We start from the raw sequence: 22,597 nt of genomic DNA, 5'->3' as shown, positions 1-22,597 counted from the left end.
AGAGAGTTCAACGAAAAGCGGTCATTGTTCTTTCTCGATGAAAGAGAATGGAAGATCCTGTACAAGATGGCAAACAAAGACAAACCTTTGCCGGATGAACCACCGACGATAAACGAGATAGTCTACATGCTGGGAAGAATTGGTGGCTTCATTGGAAGAAAGAGTGATGGATATCCAGGGGTAAAGACCGTCTGGCAGGGTCTAATTAAACTGCTCATAGTGCTTGAATATGCAGACATTTTTTCTAACTGACTTATGGGTAATGATGAGCCCCACGAAGTAGAGCTCACATATGACTTCTACATTGGGAAGTGTCCTGTGACATTTGATGAATATGACAGATTCTGTAGGGAGATTGAGACAGAGGAACCATCTGATTCAGGCTTGGGAAGGGGAAGAAAGCCGGTAATGTGGGTGAGCTGGTTCGATGCCATTGAGTATTGCAACTGGCTGAGTGAAAAGGAGGGGCTTCCAATAACCTATTCCGGAGATGGAAGCCTATTAGACAGGAACAAGCAAAAGACAGAGGATATAACGAAAGTAAAGGGATACAGGTTACTGACGGAAGCTGAATGGGAATATTCGGCAAGGGGTGGGAAAAAGAGTATGGGGTACAAGTACGCCGGATCTAACAGCCCTGATTTAGTTGCCTGGTACGATTCGAACTCTGGAAGAATGATACACGAAGTGGGGCAGAAGAAGTGCAATGAACTTGGTCTGTACGATATGTCCGGAAACGTGTGGGAGTGGTGCTGTGACTGTTATGACAGTGAGTATTACAGCAGGAGTCCATCAATCAACCCGTACAACAGTACAGATGGTTCCTCCCGGGTGAAACGTGGTGGTAGCTGGCTCGACTATGCGTTGTGCGTACGGGTAGCGTTTCGCCTAGATGACACTCCTGATTACAAGTACTTCGACTTCGGGTTCCGTATTGCAAGGACGGTGTTCTGATTACACTTTATCATTTGTCCTTTTGCTGTGGCTTGGAGTGCCGGGATGAAGTCTTCTGCCGCAGGAACGTTTGAAGACGTAGAGGATTCGGTAGATTCTTGACTGCAAGGATAATAATTACTTCTTGAGAATACTAAACACCTTTAGGAAGACCACAGACACCATAGAAGCAAGGAGTGAGGATATGGCTCAAAATTATTCAAAGGACTGGCAGGTATTCATATCGTGCAAAGTCTCGAATGGAAAAAGAGGTGGGTACACAAGAGACTGGCATCTTGCTGAGGAGCTATTCGACTTACTTGAAGCGAACTCTATAAAGGTCTTCATGAGCAGTTTCTCTTTGGAGCAATTAGGAGAATCCGACTACAAACAAGTAATAGAAGAAGCACTTGACCAAGCCCGGGTTATGGTGGTCGTTGGGGCAAGCAAAGAAAGCTTGGATTCGAAATGGGTCAAGTATGAATGGAGCACCTTCCATAATGAAATAATAAGTGGAAGAAAGGAATTTGGCAGAGTATTCACGCTTATTGATAACCTAACCATAAAGGAACTACCCCTTGCGCTCAGACAGCACCAGATTTTCAATGTTTCAGAAAAGAGCAATCTTGTGAATTTTATAATAGTGGCACTGGGAATGAATCATACAGCCACCTCATCAACAACTGAGAGTCATACAGACAAAGAGAGAACAACATCGCCTGGAAATGATTATGAGTCAGCTCCACAAATAACTGAAAGCAAAGTGGTGAAAAGGGTCATAACCTCGGTAAACGGAAACGAGCTCATTTACGTCGAGAATGGAAGCTTTGTCATGGGGGACACGTGGGGAGATGGATGCAGCACTGGAAAACCAACCCACATGGTGACGCTTACGTATGACTTCTGTGTTGGGAGGTTTCTTGTAGTATTCGATGAATACGACAGATATTGCATAGAGAAGGGAGCAACGAACCCTGAAGATGAAGGATGGGGAAGAGGAAAAAGGCCAGTGATAAATGTGAGCTGGTTTGATGCAATGGAATACTGCAACTGGCTGAGTGGAAAGGAAGGGCTTCCAATAGCCTATTCTGGAGATGGAAGTATATTAGACAGGAACAAGCAAAAGACAGAGGACATAACGAAAGTGAAAGGATACAGGTTACTGACAGAAGCAGAATGGGAATACGCGGCAAGGGGCGGGAACAGAAGCAAGAAATTCAAGTATTCAGGCAGCGATAACGTCGATGATGTGGCCTGGTACGATTTGAACTCGGGATGGGTGACACAGCAAATTGGTAAGAAGGCGCCTAACGAGCTAGGATTGTACGATATGTCTGGAAACGTCTGGGAATGGTGTAGCGATTGGTGGGATAGTCGCTACTATAGCAAGAGCCCAACGACCAACCCTTATAACGGCACAACTGGTTCCCGCCGGGTGCTTCGTGGTGGTAGCTGGCGCAGTAATGCTACGCTCACGCGTGTAGCTGATCGCATAAACCGGTCGCCCGCTCGCTCGCGTAGCCTCATAGGTTTCCGTATTGCAAGGACGGTGTTCTGATTACACTTCATCATTTATCCATTTGTCGCAGGAACGCTTGAAGACGCAAAAGATACGGTAGATTCTTGACTGCGAGGATAATAACGACTTCTTGAGGATTTTGGAGACCTTATCGAATAGATGAGTTGAGACGAACAGAAAAGTCTGAAGACTTTTTAGACAAATGTGGATTAGGAATTGAAACGACGAGCATGACAATTCAGGAAAGGAATGTGTCCGATCTCTCTTCTAGTTGAAATACCCCTCTCAACTCGAGGATCATATCCAAAGCCCTGGAGGCACCTTAACGGCAAGAAATTTGCCTGTGCGCTATTGAATATCTTGAATAATAGTCAACCGAAGACCCAGTTGACAGGAAAAGGTCAGAAGATTACCGGATAGTAAGACAAAAAGCCAGGAAAGCAAGGAGTGAGGGAATGGCTCGGGACACTTCGAAGGACTGGCAAGTGTTCATATCATGCAAAGTCTCGGATGGAAAAAGAGGTGGATACACAAGAGACTGGCGTCTTGCTAAGAAGCTTTACGATTTACTTGAAGTGCAATCGATAAGAGCCTTTTTACGCGATTTTTCGATTGATGAGATAGGAGAGGCTGCTTACAAGAAACACATTGAAGACGCTCTTGACAAGGCCCGCGTAATGGTAGTGGTTGCTTCGAGTAAGGAAAATCTGAATTCGAAATGTGTTAAGCATGAATGGAAAGGCTTCCATAATGATATAGTCAAGGGCATAAAAAGGAACGGCCAAATCTTCACATTCGTTGAGAACATTAGAAAAAGTGAAATGTCTCGACAGCTAAGGAATAGAATAAGCCTCGATATTTCTGAAAAGAGCAGTCTTGTGAATGTCATAATATCGACTCTGAAGAGTCTGACTTTAGCAAACGGCGACGCGTTAGTGTGTGTAGAAGGCGGAAGCTTTGTTATGGGAGACGCATTAGGCGGTTTTGACAATGAAAAGCTGACTCATAAAGTAGAGCTTACATATGACATCTACACAGAGAGGTTTCTTATAGTATTCGATGAATATGACGGTTATTGCATGGAGAAGGGAACAACTAAACCAGAAGATTCGGGATGGGGAAGGGGAAGAAGGCCAGTTATAAATGTTAGCTGGTTTGATGCAATGGAATACTGCAACTGGCTGAGTGAAAAGTAAGGGCTTCAAATAGCCTATTCCGGAGATGGAAGTCTTTTAGACGTGAATAAGAGAAAGACGGAGGACAAAACGAAAGTGAAGGGATACAGATTGCTGACTGAAGCTGAATGGGAATACGCTGCACGGGGTGGGAACAAGAGCATGGGTTACATGTACGCCGGATCTGACAACCCGGACTCTGTTGCCTGGTATGATTCCAACTCAGGGAGCAAGACTCACGAAGTCGGTCAGTTGAAGTGCAATGAACTGGGAATGTATGGCATGAGCGGAAACGTGGAGGAATGGTGCAGCGACTTTTGTGACGAAGAATTCCACGGTGAAAGCCCAACAATCAATCTATACAACGGTTCAAACGGCTCCAGGAGGCTTAGACGTGGTGACAGTTGGAGCCACAGTGCGGCGGGATTGTTTGTGAGTGGTCGCAACTGTAGCATCCCTACTTGCAAGTGTAACCGTCTTGGTTTTCGTATTGCGTTGAATCTTTCAAAAGTGTTTTCTAGAGACATCCTTCACCTAAAAAAGAGGAGGTGTGGCGATGTTTTCTGACACGGTATTTGTCTTCAGCTCAAGACCTGTATCGATAAGGTTTTCGGATGATGAGAAGACTCTAGTGTCTCTTGATCACTTCGGTACGATAGCGAAATATGATTTGACTTCCAGGAAACTACTAAAAATCTCAAAACCCTTCGGCCATCTCGATATCTGTCCCGGAGTTCTCTTTTTACGTAATGGAAGGCTGTTTGCTGCCATACCAAGTATCGAATACATTCTTATTGTCGATACTGAGGAATTCAGAGTAATTGACAAGATCTCTTATGGGAAAGAGATTCTCTCTCTGTCGATTGATAAAACCGGGAATTACCTTGCCTTTGTCAGCCGCGGAAATTTCCTCACTGTAATTTCGATTCAGGATCACACAAGAATACTTTCTGACGTTTCGTGCAATGAAGTAGTATCGGCTTTTGCATTCGACTCATTGAGAATGAGTCTGTTCGCTGCAACGGAAGAAGGTAGTATCTTCAAGTTCGAAGCGGGAGAAAAGAAATGCTCAATGCTATTTCGGGCAGATTTTGGATGCGAGCTATATGAACTGGAAATTAGTAGAAGCTCAGAAAATCTGATCGCAGCAGGGATCGGAGGATGCCTGTTTGCAATTGATCCGGCAACTGGAGAGGAAAAATGGAGTATCGAGGAACACATATGCGACAGGTTGCTGGGAGTGGGCAAGCTCGATATATCAGTTCTCGTTGTCAATGAAGCGAGGGAAGAGCTTATCTCACTTGATTTGATTGACGGAAGAGTTCTTTGGCGAAGCAAGATCGACTTTCGGGAAATCGGAGCTATCGCGTATGAATTCTCATCGGACGGTGAGCGAGTTTTGATCGTCTCAGATGGCAAATTCGAATTACGTGATCTTTCGAATGGGGAGATACTATCACGCTTTCCCGTTATTGGAGCTTCAACCTTAATAGCCATAAGCGACTCCGAAAGATATGTGGCTTCACGCCATCTCGATAACAGAATAATGGTTTTTGACACCGAAAGTGGTGATGTTTTCAATATAGAGAACTCAGTGGAAGAACCGGTAGAAGCGATGATCTTCGAAAAAGGGACTTCGTCCCTGATATTTAGCATCAAGAATCTTATCTACAAAGTGAGGATCCCAACACAGACAATTGAGAATCAGTTAGATGTAGGTTGCCGAGTAAGCTGCATGACTTTTCAGGGAGATCATAGGCTCTTTATTGGAACTCATGATGGCAAGCTGTTAGAAGTCAATTCAAGGTCTTTCAAACTAAAAGATGAAGTGCAATCCTTTGAGAGATGTGTTACACATCTTACCTGCGGTAATGGCAGGTTGTTTGCGTCTTCAATAGACGGTCAGATAGTGATCTTTGATATGTTTGATTTCAAGGAGATGAAAAGAATCAGCGGAAGAATGGGGCCCATAGCTTCACTGTCGGTGGACAGCAACGCAAGTTTCACAATTGCAGTAGGCTGGAACGGCAGGATTGCCCTTTTTGAATGTGAAAGCGGAAACCGTCTGGGAATCTCGGAGTCAATTTTAGGAGTTAGTGGTGAGTGCACAACTGTCCTAAGAAGGAATTTGAGATATCTCTTTGTTGAAACCTGTGAAGGCGCAGGCATATTCAAAATTCTATCGCAATCAATGCTAAACAGGAGAGTGATAGACGAACCGAAATCCCCGTTGGTCTGTGTTCTGGAAGACAGTCACCGCGTTCACGGTGTTTTCTTGGGAAAGCTCACTGTAGTACAGGTGGGTCTTGTTGCACCGGATGTGCCAGGCACATTGTCCCGAGAGGACTACATAAGCCCTTCTTTTGCACTTTCAGACAATGTTATTGCCGTTGGTGTTTTGGGTGGGGGGTTGCTGATTCAGAAGGTTGGACAGGAGCTGAGAAGTGAAGTGGAGTACCGGCCGACGAGACTGGCTATTGAAGAGATGACAGAAGCGTTCAACAGAAGATTGAAAATCTTCGAAAAAGTGAGGTTATTCGTAGTGGAAGGAGAATTCTTCATCATGACCAGGCCTGGATCAGACATAAATGAGAGTAACTACTCTCTTGTAGCCGTCGAGCTCGACTACAGTTTCCTAATATCCGCCGAGCCAATCACCTTTGAACAGTATTTCTTTCTGAGTGATGAAGGAGATGAAAAGACCGATTCTCAAGATCACACTTCTTCTGTGAAAAGGCTTTCGCGTCCGAAAAACGCTAACTGGGAGGATGCAATTGCTTATTGCAACTATCTTAGTGAGCTGAAAGGGTTGCCCTTAGCCTACAGCAGAAATGGAGAGCTGTTGGACGGTAACGGCAATATTACAACTCACATAGAGAGAGTAGAAGGTTACAGACTTCCGACTGATGCCGAGTGGGAACTTGCCTCCGGCTATTTCATGGCAGGAAGAAATCCATCTACCGAAAACCTCTGGAACTGGTGTACAGATGCTTATTCTCCTTCGTCAGCAGTAATGTTCCATAACCCATGCTTTCAACGGGGTTATCCTCAGAGAATCGCGAGAAGAATATCTCCGCCGGATGTGGATGATTATTCTATTAGGAGTGCACTAAGTCCTTTTTATCAGGACAAGGACGTCTGCTTCAGAGTTGTATTGACGATTACCGGACCGGAAAAACAAGAAAAGACAAGAAGCGTTGAAGAATACTCCGACTAACTTGGTTCGACAAAGTAATTGTGGAATATTGATGCAAAAAAGCGCTTGGTAAGATCTAAATCTTGCGGCATGCAAGCTCTTATGAAAAAAGAGTGGAGCTGCTTTAGTATAGATCTTGGTTGCGGAATGTTAAGCATAGTAGCAGAACAATGGAAGCTATTTCGAGGTGATTCATGAAAGATCTGAACTGGCCTTATAAAGGTCTATCTGATAATCTCCAACCAATAGCAAGTGGGCATCTAATAGTGGTTGGAGGACTGTATATGAGCGGAAAAACAACACTTCTGCTAAATCTGGCGTACAAATTTGCTCTTGAAGGTGGACGGGTTGCCTTTTTCTCAAATAGTGAGCGCTCAAAAAGTCTTCAGATAAAACTTTTGCGTAGAATTTTCGAATCACAGCTAAAGCTAATAGATACAAGAATTCTGCCCACAGATGAATTAGATGAATTGAATCGCAGTTTGTATGAACTCAACCAGCTTACATTAGATATTGTGGATTTGAAGGAACGTAGCGTAGAAAGAGCGATAGATGTTGCAACCGAACTCCATCACTCTAGAGGAATCGAAATCTTCGTCATCGACGACCTTTACCTCTTGTCAGGAAAGAGGAAAGCTTGTCGGCTTCTGAAGAAAGTTGGAATGAACCTGGGCATTGTATTCATCCTTGCGACAAAGCTTAAAGTCTCCGCATTTAGAAATGCTGGAAAGATACTAAGAATAGAGGATTTTGAAGGGAACGGGTCATACTTGGCAGAAGCCGATACCATTATGATGCTTCACTGTCCACCAGATGATTGGTCAAGTTCATATGGAATAGACAAGGTTGAAGTCACAATATCCAGAGCCGGTGGCGTCGATGTAGATTTAGCGGAAGTTCTTCAATTTGACTGGAGCAAGGCAACTGTAAATGACTAGTCATGAGAGGCAAGAAAGCCTTGAGCCTTGGACAGATGGTGGGTCTAGAGTTGCTTTCTTCGAATGGCACCTCTTTTTGAAGCGAAAATGATTTCTGTTTGCATATATGATTTATGGTGCTCAGAAACTCTTTTTGACTAGTGCTTTCAACTTGTTGGATAGTAGTGATCTAGATTCTACAGAAGGAAGAGAAGTGAGAATGTTTGAATTGTTTGAATTGAAAGATAGACAAACTACTGAAAAAAGCATAAAAAGTTTTGAAAAAGAGTCTGACCCAACTTATGGCATGCCGAATTTTGCCGACGACTCAACAACCTATCTCCGATCGTGAAGAAATGCGAGCTGACTTGATCCGGAAAGTCCAGTATGTTCCTTTCAATGAAAAAAACCAGGAGATGCTTTCTTATGTAGAGCAATATGTATCTTCTTTAATTATCGATCACTTTCTCCTAAGGATGGCAAAGTGCTATGATTTCACTGCCTGGGGGTGTCCCCGTGGGCGGAGCAGGCAAAGGGCTCCGCTTAACCTTTCTTTTCTGTTCTAAGAAATGCCCTCACAGATTTTTATCATCGATTTCTCCTATATTGTGAAAAATGGAGTCTGACCCTATTTTATATTTCCCAATATTCATGAGCTTTACAATAAGTCATATCCAGACGTCCAATATTTTTGAAAACTAGGTCTTTATTCAGCAGATAACGGAGACGAAATGTAGAAAGCATTAGCTTGACAGAAGAGTTTTTGCAATTTTGTCGGACTTCTGGACTATTTATTCTGCACATAGCTTTTAATGGGGTTCCCCAAATGTCCAATGCTTCTGTATCTTCCGGCCGTTACTGGACGTCCATACAAATACATATGTTGCTGCGAATGAATATCCGCCGAAAACGACACAACTGTTCGTTATGTGCAAGATCTCTACCAAACATAGCCAACATATGCGATAGAGCTGCGTATTGTGAAGGATCTCGTAGGCACTCTTGTTGTATCGTACAAAGAATCATTTCTGTTCAAGAGTTCTTGCCAGTTAAAATTTAAGTCGGCAAATTTTGGCCACAGGCGATACAAAATTGATCGGCAGTTAGTTTCTATTTGATAGTTAAAAATAAAGGCCTGCGTGATTTGACTGGGGCATCCTGCTGCCTGCACTGCGTGCAAGACTTCCCTCGTTTATCCGTCCCTCTGGATACTTGCGTTCCCAGCGTCTTATCACTGGTAGAGCGTCAAGAAGTGGTGGGCATTGCCTCTTCACTAAGCTCTTATCGCCTCAGAATTACTCAACAAGAACCGCTTTGTCGCCCTCAAGAACATCTTTAAGCTTTTCAATGAAGTCGAATCGGGCGACACTCTCTTGAACGTCTGTTATGATTACCGTCCCCACATTCTCCTTTATGTAACCAAGAGGCCTATCGGGGTTATTGTCGAAAATAGGGTAAATATCTCTTGAAATTGCGAAAGTCATTCCTCTATTCACCCCGTCTAAGGCGCCTTTATCAATATAGAAGTTGCCATTAAGCATTACTATATTTGCTGACCAGTCTAGCGTTTCATATATTGACAGAAGGTTTTCCAACGCTCTGTGAGAGGTTATTGAAGCTAGCTCATAAGCGAAGCCAGCACTCAGTTCATTTTGTGGGCGCGGCGGGTAACTCTCATAGTCAAGCTCTTCTGCCGAAGCAGAGGTGCTTCTAATTGGTATTGTTAGGCGGGTATCAAGGTCCAGAAGGACTAGATCAATCGTTACGGAACATATTCTTTTTACTGCCCTCAAGCCCCCTATATACACATCTATAGACTCCATCTTAAAATAGGAAATATTAGGCATAAGGACATATCTGGCTGAATGAGAAAGTTTTGGCATCGTATAGAGCTCAACATCAGCAGATATTGTAACCCAATGGTTCTCATAGTCAACACCTTCGGAAAGGATCTCGTACCGCTTTACTGTGCCAGAAAACTGCTTCTCTGTAACTTCGTCAAATGCAGTGTAAATTCTTGTTTCATAGCCATCGTACTCCATACTTTTCAGTGTAGACAGTTTTGAATTTAATCTGAACCCGGCTACCATTTCCACTGCATTCTTCTGCGCTTGAAGAAGAGCATCCTCTCTGCTTGCTCCAGAACCTTTCGTAGAAACCTTCAAGTAGTCTTTCTCTATTACATTCAACCGCTGTAACTCTGCTAACCATTCAGTTGTTCTCTGATCAATTACCCTAAAACTATTCGAAAGGCCAATTATCTCAGTAAACCTAGAAGTAAGCAAATCCGTGAAGTCATAAGGAACGAATACTCCAGGAGAAGATGATACTGGTGTCATAATGAGACGAATTATTGGTTTAGGCACACTCACCGGTTGGACGAATGAAACATTTCCTGCAGGGGGTGCCTCTTTCATTACAACAGGTGCTTCTGTTTCAGGTATTAGGATCGGTTCAACGGTGTTCTTACTTCCAATTAATGAAACTACCCCTATAACACCTACTAAAAGAGCTAATAGAGAAGCGATTACAATCAATGTCTGTGAAGGCATACTACACCTCAGAAGGGAGAGCTAACCGTCTGCACTCCGAAGTTTATGAACAAGCCAGCAGGAGATATGCCCATGATGGGCAGCTTATAACCCGCTTCCAGGAAAATTCCATTAAAGAACCCTGTTCCTATGGGAAAATCAATGAACGCCGAAACATAAGGGCCTCCTCCATAGGTGAGGTAATTATTCTTATCCTGAAGATGACTTGACGCTCCAAGAAAAACTCCTCCTTTTACGCCAACACCACTTGTACCGTTCTTATTAAAAGGCATATAGAACCCGACACTCCCTGAAAACTCATAACTAGCTTTCTGTTGAAAGAACGCCACGTTCAGTCCGGTTCCAAACAGAAACCCACCGTTATAGCTTGCAATGCTATCAAAACTCAAACCACCCTGGAAAGCCATATTGTTTAGAATAAGACCACCATACATATTATACTTTGACACACCCTCACCCCTTAGGTGCTGGTTAGGCAGCTCGACAACAAGCGTAGAGCCCGGAACAATATCGAACTGAGGCTTGTCCCAGACTTTTATAATGCAAGTTTCGGTTCCAATTGAGGCTACTTCTGCATATCCTTGTTTCATCTCAGACCCCATATAGGAGCGTAAAAAGGTTACCTTTGATCCGACAGTTAGGCCACTCCAGCTTCCGCCACTTACGAGATAAGTATCTTCGCTAATCTTTTCAATAATAGTCGCTCTTATCACAACAAGCTTATTGAGTGTTCCTTCCATAGAAGCTGCTGCGCGCTGTATAGCAAGCTTTCTTGCTTCCTCATATGACTCTTGAAAACTCCCATAGGTATTTGAATAACTGTCGCTACCTTCGAGATCGATTGCTTTAGATGCTAGTATCTCCCCGTTGTCGACGGACAGAATTTGAAAACTCCCTTCGATTTTGTACTTCACCGTATAGGTATAGACTGTCTTTCCATTGATAACACTTTTTGAAGAAGAGGTGGAGTAGCTGCTATTTGTGATTTTCACAGGCATAATAACCGTAACATTTTTTAATTTCAGTCTCTGTGAGGCTTCGCTGCTGACAGTAGAGTAGCTTAGTTTGCTCTCATTAATGAGAGACATAATATCTCTGTCATCTCTAGTAATAAGCCTATATTTTTCCGTTTCATTTATTCTGTTGGAAAGATAAGAACAAATAAGCTCGGAGTCCTTACTCCTCGTGAAATCAATGAGCGCCACAAACATTCTCTGATCAGATGCGAAAACCGTTATAGACACTAGAATAAAAAGCACAACAATTACTACAATCCGTTTCAATATCATAACCTCCCTTGAGATAAGTGTCTTTCAAAAATATTTTTGTGTACATTAGTATTTGTTAAATATGGCAGATTACACATGAATATATGATATTATAGCGTAAAGTAACTAAAACATTACCATCACCCTTGTGTTTCTCACTAATTGTTAAGGAGCATAGTATTGCACAGAGTTATTATTGTGGGGATTACTGTTCTAGTGTGTTTGACGATTAGCTTTGCTAAAGAGGAGTCTGTTCTCTTTATGGAGAGCATACTAAGCGATTACGGTATTCCTTCAGAAGCAATATATGAGATCACTTTCAGCGCTACAGATGTTATTGGGTTTGTTGCCGGAACATCAACCCATTCTGGAGTGGTTTATGCAATTGCCATAAGTAAAATCGAAGCTGATAAGAAAGAAAAGGATTTGCTTCCGGGAGCAGCATTCAATACTGCTGTTTCTCTTAGTCTAGAGAAGTATGCGAAGCAAGAAATGGAAAAAATTGATCTAAACTCAGACACTCTTAGAAGTGTTGCAATGAACTACCTTAGGGACTATGTATTAGGAGTCAGGATAAAGAGGTTTCTCATTAACGATAGGGGCTTATATAAAGATCGGGCGTTTGGTCTTGTGGCTTATAGAGAGGACGATTTGATCGAAAAGCCTATTATATGGTTGGACCTCATCCCGGACTTTGAACTTAGCCTTTATGAGAAGGGATATGAAGCTTTGTCGGACGAAAGTATGGACACTGCTTCCAGTTACTTCTGGGGAGTTTACCAGTTGAATTATCGTTATGCAGATGATGCTCTAGCCTTCCTCGCCTTAATTGAACTGAACCGAAGCAATAGAGAAGGTGCAGAACGCTACCTAAAAGGAATTGGTGTTCTCAACCTTACGGTAAACGGCCTTCGAATCTGTGGACGGATTTACTCAGCCCTTGAGAAATATGATTATGCAAACTACTTCTACGGTCAGCTCCTTAGAGTTTTTCCAGATGATATTGAGGCTCAACAGTACTTTCAGAAACGTGAAGAAGAAAGGGGAAAACTCTTGGAAGAGGCCCTGGAAAATATTCATATTGGTAGTCAAGATGACTGAAAGGGGATGGTTTGATGAGAAAGACCTTCGTAATACTTATGTTCTTGTCGATCTTCTTAGTTCCAATATTGGGAAATCTTGTATCGCTGGACGATTTCAACTTAAGCCTGCCATCAAAAGGAGACATTCCACCTGAACCAAGCGAGTTCTCAATTGAGGTTATAGAAGGCGAAAATGATTTAACCAGCATAAAAGTCGAATCAACTTCTCTGGACCAGGGTGCTGCTGTGACAGATATGTATTTCCAGCAAAAACCGGACGATATCCCTACTTTTCAAAAGAAGCTAGTTGAAGTTAAAGATGCCGTGGGAGCCGAAATCATCGTTGCTGAATCAGGTCTCGGCTGGATGGCTAGGGGAACCGCAACTTATCAAATCTTTCCGAATAGAGAGGCTACTCTAATTAATAAGAGAACCGCCTACGAGATAGCGTATCTTAACGCAAAAAAGAACCTTGCAGAGTTTTTCAATGGTATGTCTATTACCCAAAAGACCACCTTACAACGTTCTCTGGACAGCATAGTAACAGAGAATGATACTCTCTCCAATACTCTGTCTGTATATACAAATGATTTTGAGGGATACAGTCAGGCTCTGTTAAGAGGAATGGTAATTTATAGTGTCTACGACAATATTGAGGAAAACACTATTATGGTTTCAGTTATTGCAACTCCTAAAACACTTATGGCTGCAAGAAGCAAAGGAGGAGCGGTCATAGAAGCCAACACGATAGGCGAGGGACTTGAATACGTTATTACAGAGATCAATTGTTTTGTAGTACCTCCCATAGGTGGAAAAGTTGTAACGATACCCACAACGGGCGAGGTCGCAATAATCGCTTTTGGTAGTGAAGTTAGATCAACAGACCCAGATAAGGCCAAGCGGGCAATGATTGATGATATGAAAAAAGCTATTGCTAAAGAGAAGGCACAGGCGGCTTTGGTTGGTTTCTTGCAAGGAGAAGAGATATATTGGACAACAGGTACAAATAATGAGCAGGAAGACTACAATTATGACTTTGCTGAAGTCGACGCTAAAATTGTGAAGTCCATGGCAAAAGCTTTCTCACAAACTTTAAGCCACTCAGAAGAAGTTTCATCAATTATAAGAGGTAATGTAGGAGCTGGTATTTCTTACAAGACCTATACAGACGGCGATTGGTGGTACGTGGTGGCTATCTATATTCAATCCGTTTCAAAAGCGGTGCAGGATTTCTACGATGAAATGTGGAAAATCGATCCTTCATCACGACCCACTACGACAACACCGCCACCTGAACCTGTTCCCCAGGGTCCTAGTGGTCCGGTATCAGATCCCGGGAAACTCTGAGCTTTTGAAGGGAATAATTAGAAGACCCGAGAGGGTCTTCTAATTATAAGCTATAATCTAGACCAGAAAAAGCAAACACCGCACGAGGTCCATATGAAGGTATTTGAGCAGGCTTCATATTAGCTTGATCCTTTAGCCAAATTTAAAGAGGTATGACCCAGAAGGATCTTAGCGAGCTTGCTGTTATAAGCGCTCCGAATATCTCCAGAATAGTGTTGGGTAAGCAGAACTTGTCATTGCTCTTGGAGGTAAGAGCCTGATAACAGCTCGACTCAACTTTGACAGCAAGAAATCTGAAAACAGCTAAACATGGGGAAAAATGAAAAGAAAAATAGACGTACCACCACAGTGGTCTAATATGCAATCTCTTTGAGTAGATCCGGTGGTCTTATTTTAAGTGCTTTAAAAGCGTCGTAAGCATTGCCCATCATTTCAGTCCTTGCAAGAAAGCGTTTGCCTTCTACCGTTATCTCAACTGCCCTTATCTCTGTCAAGTCTTCAAGTATTTCTGCGTAAGAGAAAGTACTTCCAATCTCTTTCAGCTTTCTGCATAAGACAGTCTCCATTAAAAGCGCAAGGAAACAGATCATTATGTGTCCCTTCACCCTCTCGTCTGTGTAGTTTTATATAGGACGAAGATCGAGTCCGCTCTTCAGTTCCCTGAACGCCCTCTCTACTTTCCACAGCAATTTGTTTGATTGAGAAACCTCTCTGTTGGTTAGTTTTGTGTTTGTTCTTTGAACGTATTTGCCATCGTATTTGACTTCCGAAGCTGTTCCTGGTCTAAGATTCTTACCCATTCTAATTGCAGCTTGAAACCGATACGTATAAGTACTATATGAGGCAGGATTTTGTTCTCTGTTAATTAAGATTGCCCGCTCCGCATATTTTAGCTGGACGCTGTGAGGTTCTTCTAATTGTTTCATTTGCTTACAAAATGATAGAATCTCTTTAGACAAATATGCGTAATGTAGTTACTTCAAGGTGCAGTGATGATGAAGCTAATAAGTCAAAGTGGATAATGCTGGATTTCCGGAGAAGTTCATCTTGAGTGGCGTGTCTCATAAAGCCAGTAAGTGCTGCCAACAAGAATGGACGGATCTCTGATCTGAGTAGACAAAGTCTCTTCAATAACTTCAATTAACGTTCCGCGGATATATTTGGTCCGTTCTGTTTAGACCAGCTGTGTTAGAAAGGCTTTTGGAGGGATCCCATGGAAAACAATGATGCTGTTTCCGTTAAGGTAGACAAGTGGAAGAAGGCGTTGCTAGATCTCACAATGAGAAACAGATTAATCAACTTCAGGACAAGCAAGACGAGCAATTTGATGCTCATAAAACCTTCAAGCAGTGAGATCTTCAATAAGATTGTCGTCCAAGAAAAAGAGATGAACTTCGTTCCGATTCCTCCTGAAAATGATGAAGAGCAAGAATATCGAAGCGTTGTTTCCCTAGAGCAAACCAGATACAGGCTGACCGTGATGAAAAGGAAATGAATCTTGTTCTCAATAGACTAAAACTCAAGTCCAGGACTTCTTACGAGGAAATGGGAATCAATACCCTTTTTATGACTTTCGGTTTCCTCAAATGGAAAGAAGTAGATTATAACAAGAGCTTTGTAATTTCCCCTTTACTCCTTGTTCCAGTTTCCATTAGCCGTGAGACAATTGCCTCGCCCTATTCCGTAAGGATAATCGATGACGACATTGTACTTAATCCAACACTTTCAGAAAAGTTGGAGGAATTTGGCCTTGACCTGGAGTCTGCTTATGATCAGGAAATGTCGCTTGAAGAGTCGACCCTGAGAGATTTATTTGTAAAAGTCAGAAATCTAATTGAGCCGATCGAGGGTTGGTCGGTTGTCGAAGACGTGGCTTTAGGGGTTTTCTCGTTTGCCAAGCTTGCAATGTACAAAGACTTAGAGAACTACGCAAACATGATATATGAGAATGCCGTGCTAAGAACAATTGCAGAGGGGAAGCCGTTGGTTGTGCCAGATAATGAAAACGACGAGCTTGCAGACTTGGATGTCGAAAACGATCCTCTTCATTGTTATCAGATACTGGATGCCGACTCGAGTCAGCAAGAGGCTATCCTTGCCGTGAAAAGCGGTCAAGACCTAGTGATACAGGGACCTCCTGGAACTGGAAAGAGTCAGACAATAGCGAATATCATCGCGGAGTCCCTGAGTCAGGGCAAGAGAGTCCTCTTCGTAAGCGAGAAAATGGCAGCTCTTGAAGTTGTAAAGAGACGTTTGGATGATTGTGAATTGGGAGATTTTTGTCTGGAGCTTCACAGTAAGAAAACGGGGAAGAGAGTGGTCCTGGACGAGTTAGATCGCGTCCTAAATGAAGCTAACAACCATGCTGTAGATACGCGAAGTCTAGAGCGTGAACTCTCTAGACTCAAGGAGATAAGAGAAAGACTCAACAGCTACGTTAGAAGGCTGCACGAAAAGAGAACTTCTCTTGAGATTTCAGCATTTGAGCTTCACGGCAATCTAGCAGCTCTGCATGATGTAGATCTTATGAGTTTTGATTTAACACACGTGCAAGATCTCACGCGGGATCAACTCGGAAAGATCATCAGCAATCTTGACAATGTTAAGCGGCACGCCGAAATGTATCGAAACCATAAGAAGGATGTTCTTAACAAAGTCAGGGCAGTTGCTCCCGATGCTGTCTTTGTAATGCGCGTTCGTCAATCGCTTGCGAAGATAAGTGGTGCGATTGGAAAACTAAGGGAGATAGGAGAAGATGCATCGCTCGAATGGAGATCTTCCATCAGTAAGGAACTAGAATATGCAAATTCCAGAATTTCGACGATTCTTGACTTATTTGAGGCCGAAAGCTCAGCCGAAGATAAAGCCTTGAAGTTAGCAGAGGATCTTCTTTCTCATATTCTGCCAATTACGAGAGATCTTCCGTCAAGTTATAGAGATTCTTTCTTGAATCTAAGTAGCGCAATAAATGAAGTCAAGGACTCTCACAGTGAAGTTTCCAGTCAGTTTAATGCTCTTCGCCCGCTTCTTGGAATCACCAATACGCTCAAATCCGTAAGGTCATTCGAAGAAACAGCATCGCTGCTCACTCGCTATCGACCAGATATTCTCCAGCTGAACCTAACCAAACTTCAGGAAAAATTCGCGAGATCATACAATAGTTTCTTTGGGAGGCTGTTTGGCGGTTACAAGAAGAATCTTCGTATTCTTTCTTCATTGAAATACGATGGGATTGTTGATACCGAGACTATCGTAGAGGATTTGACTAAGGCGTCAAGAGTCCTCTCACAGTGCGGAATAATGACGAAAGCCTATGACAAGGAAGAGTTGATAAGTGTTCTCGAAAGGTCAAAAGAGACAATCAGGAGTTTCTACGAGAGCTATAGCAAGTTCGAAAAAGCTTTGAGAAACAGTGAATCAGATTTAAGAGAGCTTATTGAATACTTCTCATTCTTTTCTATATTACCGAATGGAACCCAAAATCAGCAGTCGATTCCGGGCAAGAGTTACTGGGTGGAGCGTGCAATCTCAGCTACAAATGTGTTCTTCAAGGATCTAGAAGAAGTATCCGACATGGTGATCACGGAACCATTTTCTGACGGCAAATCTCTCTTGGACTTTGAAGGCTTTGAAGATTTTGTCCAAAGACTCCAAGAGTCGCTTCCAAAACTTGATGACTGGCTTTCAATGAAGAAGAGTATCATTTTTCTCGAGAAGACTGGACTGGAAGACTTTCTCGAAAGAGCTAGAGAAAGTGAAGTGGAGACCGATATGCTTGACAAAGTCTTCCTAAAGGGTTTTTACAGCAGGCTATTGTCAGAGCTATATGCAAACGATGAGGTTCTGAACTCATTCTCAACAAATGACCACAATCTTCTTGTTAAAGAGTTCAGGATTCTCGATTCAAAGCAGCAGCTGTATGCCAGAAAGAGACTGGCTTCTTTGCTTGCGCAGAGGGTTCCGGTTTCCAATCTTGTAAATTCTGGAAGTGCGGAGACATCTATTCTAAGAAGAGAGATTGCAAAGAAGAGACGGAATAAGTCCATAAGGAGGCTGTTCTCGGAAATACCAAATCTGCTGCAGGTTCTGAAACCATGCATGATGATGAGCCCGCTATCTGTAAGCGTATTCACCAATCCAGAAAGATTCAGATTCGATGTCGCCATTTTTGACGAGGCCTCCCAGGTATTTCCAGAAGACTCAGTGGGAGCAATCATGAGGGCAAAACAAGTAGTGGTTGTAGGAGACAACAAGCAGCTACCTCCAACCAGCTTTTTCAGAATCTCTGAACCCGACGAGGCTGAAATGACGGATGAAGAGAACGATCTCGAGAGCCTTGAAAGCATTCTCGACGAATGCAGCACAGCCGGACTACCGGAGAAAAAACTTCTCTGGCATTACCGAAGCCGTCACGAATCCTTGATAGCCTTCTCAAACTATCATTTTTATATGAATAGACTTAGCACTTTCCCTAGCAGCAGTTTTAACGGGCTTGATTCTGGAATCTGCTTTGAACATGTTTCGAATGGAGTTTACGACAGAGCGAAGAGCAGAAAGAATATTGAAGAAGCTCGCAAAGTTGCTGAGATGGTTATGAGCCATGCAAGGACAAAGCCAGGTGTTTCATTAGGAGTAGTTGCCTTCAGTGAAGCTCAGCAGACTGCAATTCTCGACCGAATTGAAGAGCTCCGTTCCCAGGATCAGTCTGTCGAGGATTTCTTCGGTGAGGATAAACTTGAACCTTTCTTCGTGAAGAATCTTGAAAACGTTCAGGGTGACGAGAGAGATGAGATGATTTTCAGCATTGGGTATGGTAGAGATGCTTCGGGAAAGTTGACCATGAACTTTGGCCCTCTTAACAAAAGTGGAGGAGAAAGGCGACTCAATGTTGCAATAACTAGAGCCAAGAAGAAAGTCACTGTCGTGAGTTCCATAAAGGGAGGAGACATCTCTGTTGAAATCCAGACGCCTGGAGTAAGAGCTCTAAGAGAATATTTGAACTACGCCGAACAGGGAGGAAGCAAGGAATTCCTTTTGAGAGAGACTGAAAACACTGGCGGCGAATTTGAATCGCCCTTTGAAACGGAGGTATATGAAGAACTCACAGCGCGCGGGTTCAACGTACACAAACAAGTGGGATGCTCCGGTTACAGGATAGACCTGGCAATTGTTGATAATGAACATCCTGGAAGGTATATCGCAGGAATTGAATGCGACGGAGCCATGTATCACTCCGCGAGAACTGCAAGAGATAGGGACAGGCTTCGACAGCAGGTTCTTGAGAAATTGGGTTGGAAGATTATTAGAATCTGGTCCAGGGACTGGATATTCGACAGGAATTCAGAAATGGTGAGGGTCATTGCAGAGATAGAAGCTGCAAGATGGTTTCCTGAAGAGGACAGTACCTATAAAGATCAAGATGAGCTTGTAATCGAAAATCCTTTGCCATCAATTGAACGAGAAGAAATGACTCTCCCTATATACGAGAAATTCTCGGTTTTTGACCTAACCAGAATACTATCATCCAAGAGGGCTGTAAACATCTATGACGTTGTAAGAATGGTAATTGAAAAAGAGGCCCCGGTTCATTTGGATGAAGTAGTGTCGAGGATTTCCATGCTTTTTGATACTCGCCCTGATTTACTCCAGGTAAACTGGGATATGTATACGAAATCCGGGAATATCTCTCGTAAGAATCTACGAGAGTTCGTTATGACACAATTTCCAAGAAACTCATTCGTATTGCAGGGAGATTTCTTGCTCAAGCGCAACGAAAGGATCCTTCCAAGACAATCGGCCAGCAGAAATGATATGAGAAAACCCGAACACATCCCACCTGTGGAGATTCAAGAGGCCATAAAACTCTGTCTTAAAAACGCGTTCACAATGGATAGAGAGGACTTGAAGACAGATGTGGCAAGACTATTCGGTTTCAAGAGGACGGGAACGAACATTTCTACTGTCATAGACAATGAAGTCAGCTTGCTTGTTCGAAACCATGAGATTCAGGTTCAAGACGGGAAAGTGAGCATTAGAAAAGCATAATTGGGTGCATAATGGATCCTGGGCCATCTACAATGTGGGTAGCCGTGTTGAGCAAACACAAATTTGCTGGAAATCCTAAATTCATGCGTTTACGGTATTCCGCTGTTTCAAAATAAGGGCATAACACTTATTCTGCCGGAAGCTTTTCTTCAACTACGATTCTGTACTTTCCTCTTGAGATAGAAATGTCTAGGTAGAATGTTCCTTTCAAGTAAACGTAACTCTCATCAGAAGTCGGAGATCCTAAACTTATAAGACTGTCCTCATGACCGGATTCAGGTTCGTACCAGTAAATTGAAACACTATCTTCTGTTGATACACGTACCCTCCATTGGGGATAAGTGATCTGAAACAGATCAGTCTTCTTCGTTGCCGAATCTCCCATATAGGTTCTTACAACTCGCCATTCCTTTGAGTTGTCAAACTGCCAGCTACCGTCTTCGTTAAGGATCACGGTTCTTCCATTTTCGTCGATTGCATACATGCTAGGATCCTCCCAATTGGATGCCAATTGCCACTTGGGCACCGATTTGAATAATCGAAAACATACTAGAGCAAGACGTTAGGTTTGGGTTGGTATGACGCATGGGAAAAAGATGAAATGATCAGTTGAAACAATACATAACTGGTGGCGGCTCGCCATCTCAATGATCACAATCGTTTTGGTAGTGCATTCAACGTACAGTTACAGTAAGTCTAGCACATTGAGCAATGTGGGGATCAATCGATCACAATTGACAGACCAGTTCATTATCATCATTTAACTATACTTTTGGGCAGACGTCGCATTCTGAATTACTCCAACACTAGAGGCTAAACAGTTAATCCCAGGTTCTGGATTTTTATTTGGCCAAATACTGTGTTTGCTGCAGAATATAAGTACTGTATTCCTAGTTGCCATAGACAAATAGAGGAATAGTAGAACTAAAAGAAATGTTGTTTTGTTTTGAGTAGTTATAGAAAAGAGAAAGGGTAAGATGGATATTGATGAAATTATCATATATGATAATATACTTATGTAAGTGAATAAAGAAGTAAATCTAGAAGGTGGTGGTATAGATGACAGGATTTGATAAACTGAAGGCCAACTTGATGAAGAACGAGGAATTCGCACGCTTATACAACGAGAGAAAACCGTTAAGAAACTTCATAGATGAACTAATCGAACTTAGATTTGAGAAGGGTATGACCCAAAAGGATCTAAGCGAGCTCACATGTATAAGCGTCCCAAATATCTCAAGAATAGAGGCAGGAAAACAGAATCTTTCTTATCAAATGATGTATAAACTCGTGAGTGCCCTTGAAGGAAAGATCCTAATAACTGCCCAGGCTGATAATTGCATTAGACTTTCCAACGTGGCTGCTGAGAAACTGCAAGAATTAAGCAAAGAAGCTAATGTCTCACCGGAAGAATTCCTTATGAAGCTTCTACAAAAGGCTTCAGAAGAAGCGATTAAGGTTTAGGTTGAAACTCAAAAGGTTCATAACTTGCCCGGTTCTAAATATCTACACAAATAATGAGTCTAGCGCAAATAGGACAATGAGTGTGCTCGAAGCCATGTGAATGTGTGGAAATCACCATCGTTGCTCGAGCAAACAAATACGGAAAGAAAGCGAAGAATTCTTCAGCAGTTATCAGCATTCTTCTTCAATGAACGTAGAATTGGTTTTCCTAAATGCGAGTGAGACCATTTTTTGTGGACAAGTATCAATATTGGAATGGACAGATAAAAGTACATAGGAGTCAGCTTCAACGATCAGGCGATACGATAGAATATCATCTCATTCGTGGTTCATTCATGTCGTTGTCGCTAAAACATGTTTATAAGCCTCATGAATTAGGCTTCTCAATGCTTCGCAGTTGCGATTCTGATTCTAGTTTTCGTTTTTTTCTATATTGTCTCTTCTCAGAACTTTAGTTGACAAACCTGTTTCCAATCATGGAGACAATGCGAGCTGAATTGATCCGGAAAATCCAGTATGTTCCTTTCAATGAAAAAAACCAGGTGATGCTTTCTTATGTAGAGCAATATGCATCTTCATTTGTTATCGATCACTTTCTCCTAAGGATGGCAGAGTGCTATAATTTCACTGCATGGGGGTGTCCCCGTGGGCGGAGCAGGCAAAGGGCTCCGCTTAACCATTTTTTTCGGCTCAATTCTGTCAAATCTGCCAGCATAATACCTTGAGAGGATATTTGTGAGTGATTCCTCTAGCTGAAGGCAGAAAATGTTGGCCAGCCTATCATGAGTAGATAATCGTCAGGGGAAGATCGGAAGGACCATTTAACGGTTTTATGAGGGCCAGCAAGACGTAACTGATCAAGAAATCCTGAGGAACGGGAGTTTGATCCAATTCAATTCGCTCTGTCATAAGATTGCATAATACCTCGATTATCATAACTCTCTAGAGTTATTTTTGTGCTGCCTGAAGGAAGGACGAAGTCAGCAATGCAGTACATATTCAAGAAACAAGGCGAGTTTCGCACAGAAGAGAAGCCTTGAACAGACAATTACCTTATTTGTTTTTTGCAAGAGTGAATTGGCTCTTCCTCAGATTATAT

The 22,597-nt window shown here is 42.6% G+C and carries 13 protein-coding genes and 3 pseudogenes; 12 read left to right on the top strand and 4 right to left on the bottom strand.

Annotated elements, in window-relative coordinates; all coding sequences use genetic code 11:
• The 6 genes and pseudogenes from B3K42_RS03955 to B3K42_RS03930 form a co-directional block, all read left to right on the top strand.
• On the top strand, positions 1-252 hold a 252-nt coding region (locus B3K42_RS03955; protein ID WP_292597001.1), incomplete at its 5' end, for an IS4 family transposase.
• 3 nt (positions 253-255) lie between these two features.
• Positions 256-954, top strand: coding sequence for a formylglycine-generating enzyme family protein (locus tag B3K42_RS03950; RefSeq protein WP_292596998.1), 699 nt, complete (start codon positions 256-258; stop codon positions 952-954).
• Between the two features lie 184 nt (positions 955-1,138).
• Positions 1,139-2,491 (top strand): SUMF1/EgtB/PvdO family nonheme iron enzyme, encoded by a 1,353-nt coding sequence (locus B3K42_RS03945; RefSeq protein WP_110991338.1) that lies wholly within the window; start codon positions 1,139-1,141, stop codon positions 2,489-2,491.
• A gap of 416 nt (positions 2,492-2,907) precedes the next feature.
• Positions 2,908-4,194: pseudogene (locus B3K42_RS13835) on the top strand (SUMF1/EgtB/PvdO family nonheme iron enzyme).
• Complete coding sequence (locus tag B3K42_RS03935; protein WP_110991339.1) at positions 4,184-6,844, top strand: PQQ-binding-like beta-propeller repeat protein; 2,661 nt, start codon at positions 4,184-4,186, stop codon at positions 6,842-6,844. Before B3K42_RS13835 ends, B3K42_RS03935 begins: the two are co-directional and overlap by 11 nt.
• Before the next feature lie 173 nt (positions 6,845-7,017).
• On the top strand, positions 7,018-7,761 hold the full coding sequence (locus B3K42_RS03930; RefSeq protein ID WP_110991340.1) for a DnaB-like helicase C-terminal domain-containing protein: 744 nt from the start codon (positions 7,018-7,020) through the stop codon (positions 7,759-7,761).
• A 1,274-nt stretch (positions 7,762-9,035) separates the two neighbouring features.
• On the opposite strand, the gene B3K42_RS03925 is transcribed toward B3K42_RS03930, so the two are convergent.
• Together B3K42_RS03925 and B3K42_RS03920 are read right to left on the bottom strand one after the other, a co-directional pair.
• A complete protein-coding gene (locus B3K42_RS03925) occupies positions 9,036-10,292 on the bottom strand; it encodes a hypothetical protein (RefSeq protein ID WP_110991342.1) in 1,257 nt (418 codons plus the stop codon).
• Positions 10,293-10,300: 8 nt separating this feature from the next.
• Positions 10,301-11,575, bottom strand: coding sequence for a hypothetical protein (locus B3K42_RS03920; RefSeq protein ID WP_110991343.1), 1,275 nt, complete (start codon positions 11,573-11,575; stop codon positions 10,301-10,303).
• A gap of 165 nt (positions 11,576-11,740) precedes the next feature.
• On the opposite strand from B3K42_RS03920, the gene B3K42_RS03915 reads away from it, so the two are divergent.
• The 3 genes from B3K42_RS03915 to B3K42_RS13830 all read left to right on the top strand — a co-directional run bounded on the left by B3K42_RS03915 (position 11,741) and on the right by B3K42_RS13830 (position 14,249).
• Complete coding sequence (locus tag B3K42_RS03915; protein ID WP_110991344.1) at positions 11,741-12,661, top strand: hypothetical protein; 921 nt, start codon at positions 11,741-11,743, stop codon at positions 12,659-12,661.
• A gap of 14 nt (positions 12,662-12,675) precedes the next feature.
• Positions 12,676-13,989 (top strand): hypothetical protein, encoded by a 1,314-nt coding sequence (locus B3K42_RS03910; protein ID WP_110991345.1) that lies wholly within the window; start codon positions 12,676-12,678, stop codon positions 13,987-13,989.
• 152 nt (positions 13,990-14,141) lie between these two features.
• Positions 14,142-14,249 carry a hypothetical protein gene (locus B3K42_RS13830; protein ID WP_375232254.1) on the top strand — a complete coding sequence of 36 codons (108 nt, stop codon included), beginning with the start codon at positions 14,142-14,144 and terminating at the stop codon, positions 14,247-14,249.
• 93 nt (positions 14,250-14,342) lie between these two features.
• Here the strand turns inward: B3K42_RS13830 and B3K42_RS13900 are convergent.
• A pseudogene (locus B3K42_RS13900) lies at positions 14,343-14,762 on the bottom strand (IS1634 family transposase); the annotation flags it as partial.
• Between the two features lie 440 nt (positions 14,763-15,202).
• Here B3K42_RS13900 and B3K42_RS13825 point away from each other — a divergent pair.
• Positions 15,203-15,666: pseudogene (locus tag B3K42_RS13825) on the top strand (DUF4011 domain-containing protein); the annotation flags it as partial.
• Positions 15,667-15,768: 102 nt separating this feature from the next.
• Entirely contained in the window at positions 15,769-20,034 is a 4,266-nt protein-coding gene (locus B3K42_RS03895; RefSeq protein ID WP_414674502.1) for an AAA domain-containing protein, read from the top strand.
• A gap of 127 nt (positions 20,035-20,161) precedes the next feature.
• Here B3K42_RS03895 and B3K42_RS03890 read toward each other — a convergent pair whose 3' ends face one another.
• On the bottom strand, positions 20,162-20,518 hold the full coding sequence (locus B3K42_RS03890) for a hypothetical protein (RefSeq protein WP_110991246.1): 357 nt from the start codon (positions 20,516-20,518) through the stop codon (positions 20,162-20,164).
• 575 nt (positions 20,519-21,093) lie between these two features.
• On the opposite strand from B3K42_RS03890, the gene B3K42_RS03885 reads away from it, so the two are divergent.
• Positions 21,094-21,498 (top strand): helix-turn-helix domain-containing protein, encoded by a 405-nt coding sequence (locus B3K42_RS03885; protein WP_110991245.1) that lies wholly within the window; start codon positions 21,094-21,096, stop codon positions 21,496-21,498.
• The last annotated feature ends 1,099 nt before the right edge of the window (positions 21,499-22,597 follow it).

The organism is Mesotoga sp. UBA6090 (assembly GCF_002435945.1).
In the GTDB taxonomy this organism is placed as follows: domain Bacteria; phylum Thermotogota; class Thermotogae; order Petrotogales; family Kosmotogaceae; genus Mesotoga.
This window is presented reverse-complemented; position numbering and strand designations above follow the sequence as displayed.

Excerpts from the sequence above, each read along its gene's own strand:
- B3K42_RS03950 (WP_292596998.1), top strand. The coding sequence starts at position 256 with ATGGGTAATGATGAGCCCCACGAAGTAGAGCTCACATATGACTTCTAC.
- B3K42_RS03945 (WP_110991338.1), top strand. The coding sequence starts at position 1,139 with ATGGCTCAAAATTATTCAAAGGACTGGCAGGTATTCATATCGTGCAAA.
- B3K42_RS03935 (WP_110991339.1), top strand. The coding sequence starts at position 4,184 with ATGTTTTCTGACACGGTATTTGTCTTCAGCTCAAGACCTGTATCGATA.
- B3K42_RS03930 (WP_110991340.1), top strand. The coding sequence starts at position 7,018 with ATGAAAGATCTGAACTGGCCTTATAAAGGTCTATCTGATAATCTCCAA.
- B3K42_RS03925 (WP_110991342.1), bottom strand. The coding sequence starts at position 10,292 with ATGCCTTCACAGACATTGATTGTAATCGCTTCTCTATTAGCTCTTTTA.
- B3K42_RS03910 (WP_110991345.1), top strand. The coding sequence starts at position 12,676 with ATGAGAAAGACCTTCGTAATACTTATGTTCTTGTCGATCTTCTTAGTT.
- B3K42_RS13830 (WP_375232254.1), top strand. The coding sequence starts at position 14,142 with ATGACCCAGAAGGATCTTAGCGAGCTTGCTGTTATAAGCGCTCCGAAT.
- B3K42_RS03895 (WP_414674502.1), top strand. The coding sequence starts at position 15,769 with ATGTCGCTTGAAGAGTCGACCCTGAGAGATTTATTTGTAAAAGTCAGA.
- B3K42_RS03890 (WP_110991246.1), bottom strand. The coding sequence starts at position 20,518 with ATGTATGCAATCGACGAAAATGGAAGAACCGTGATCCTTAACGAAGAC.
- B3K42_RS03885 (WP_110991245.1), top strand. The coding sequence starts at position 21,094 with ATGACAGGATTTGATAAACTGAAGGCCAACTTGATGAAGAACGAGGAA.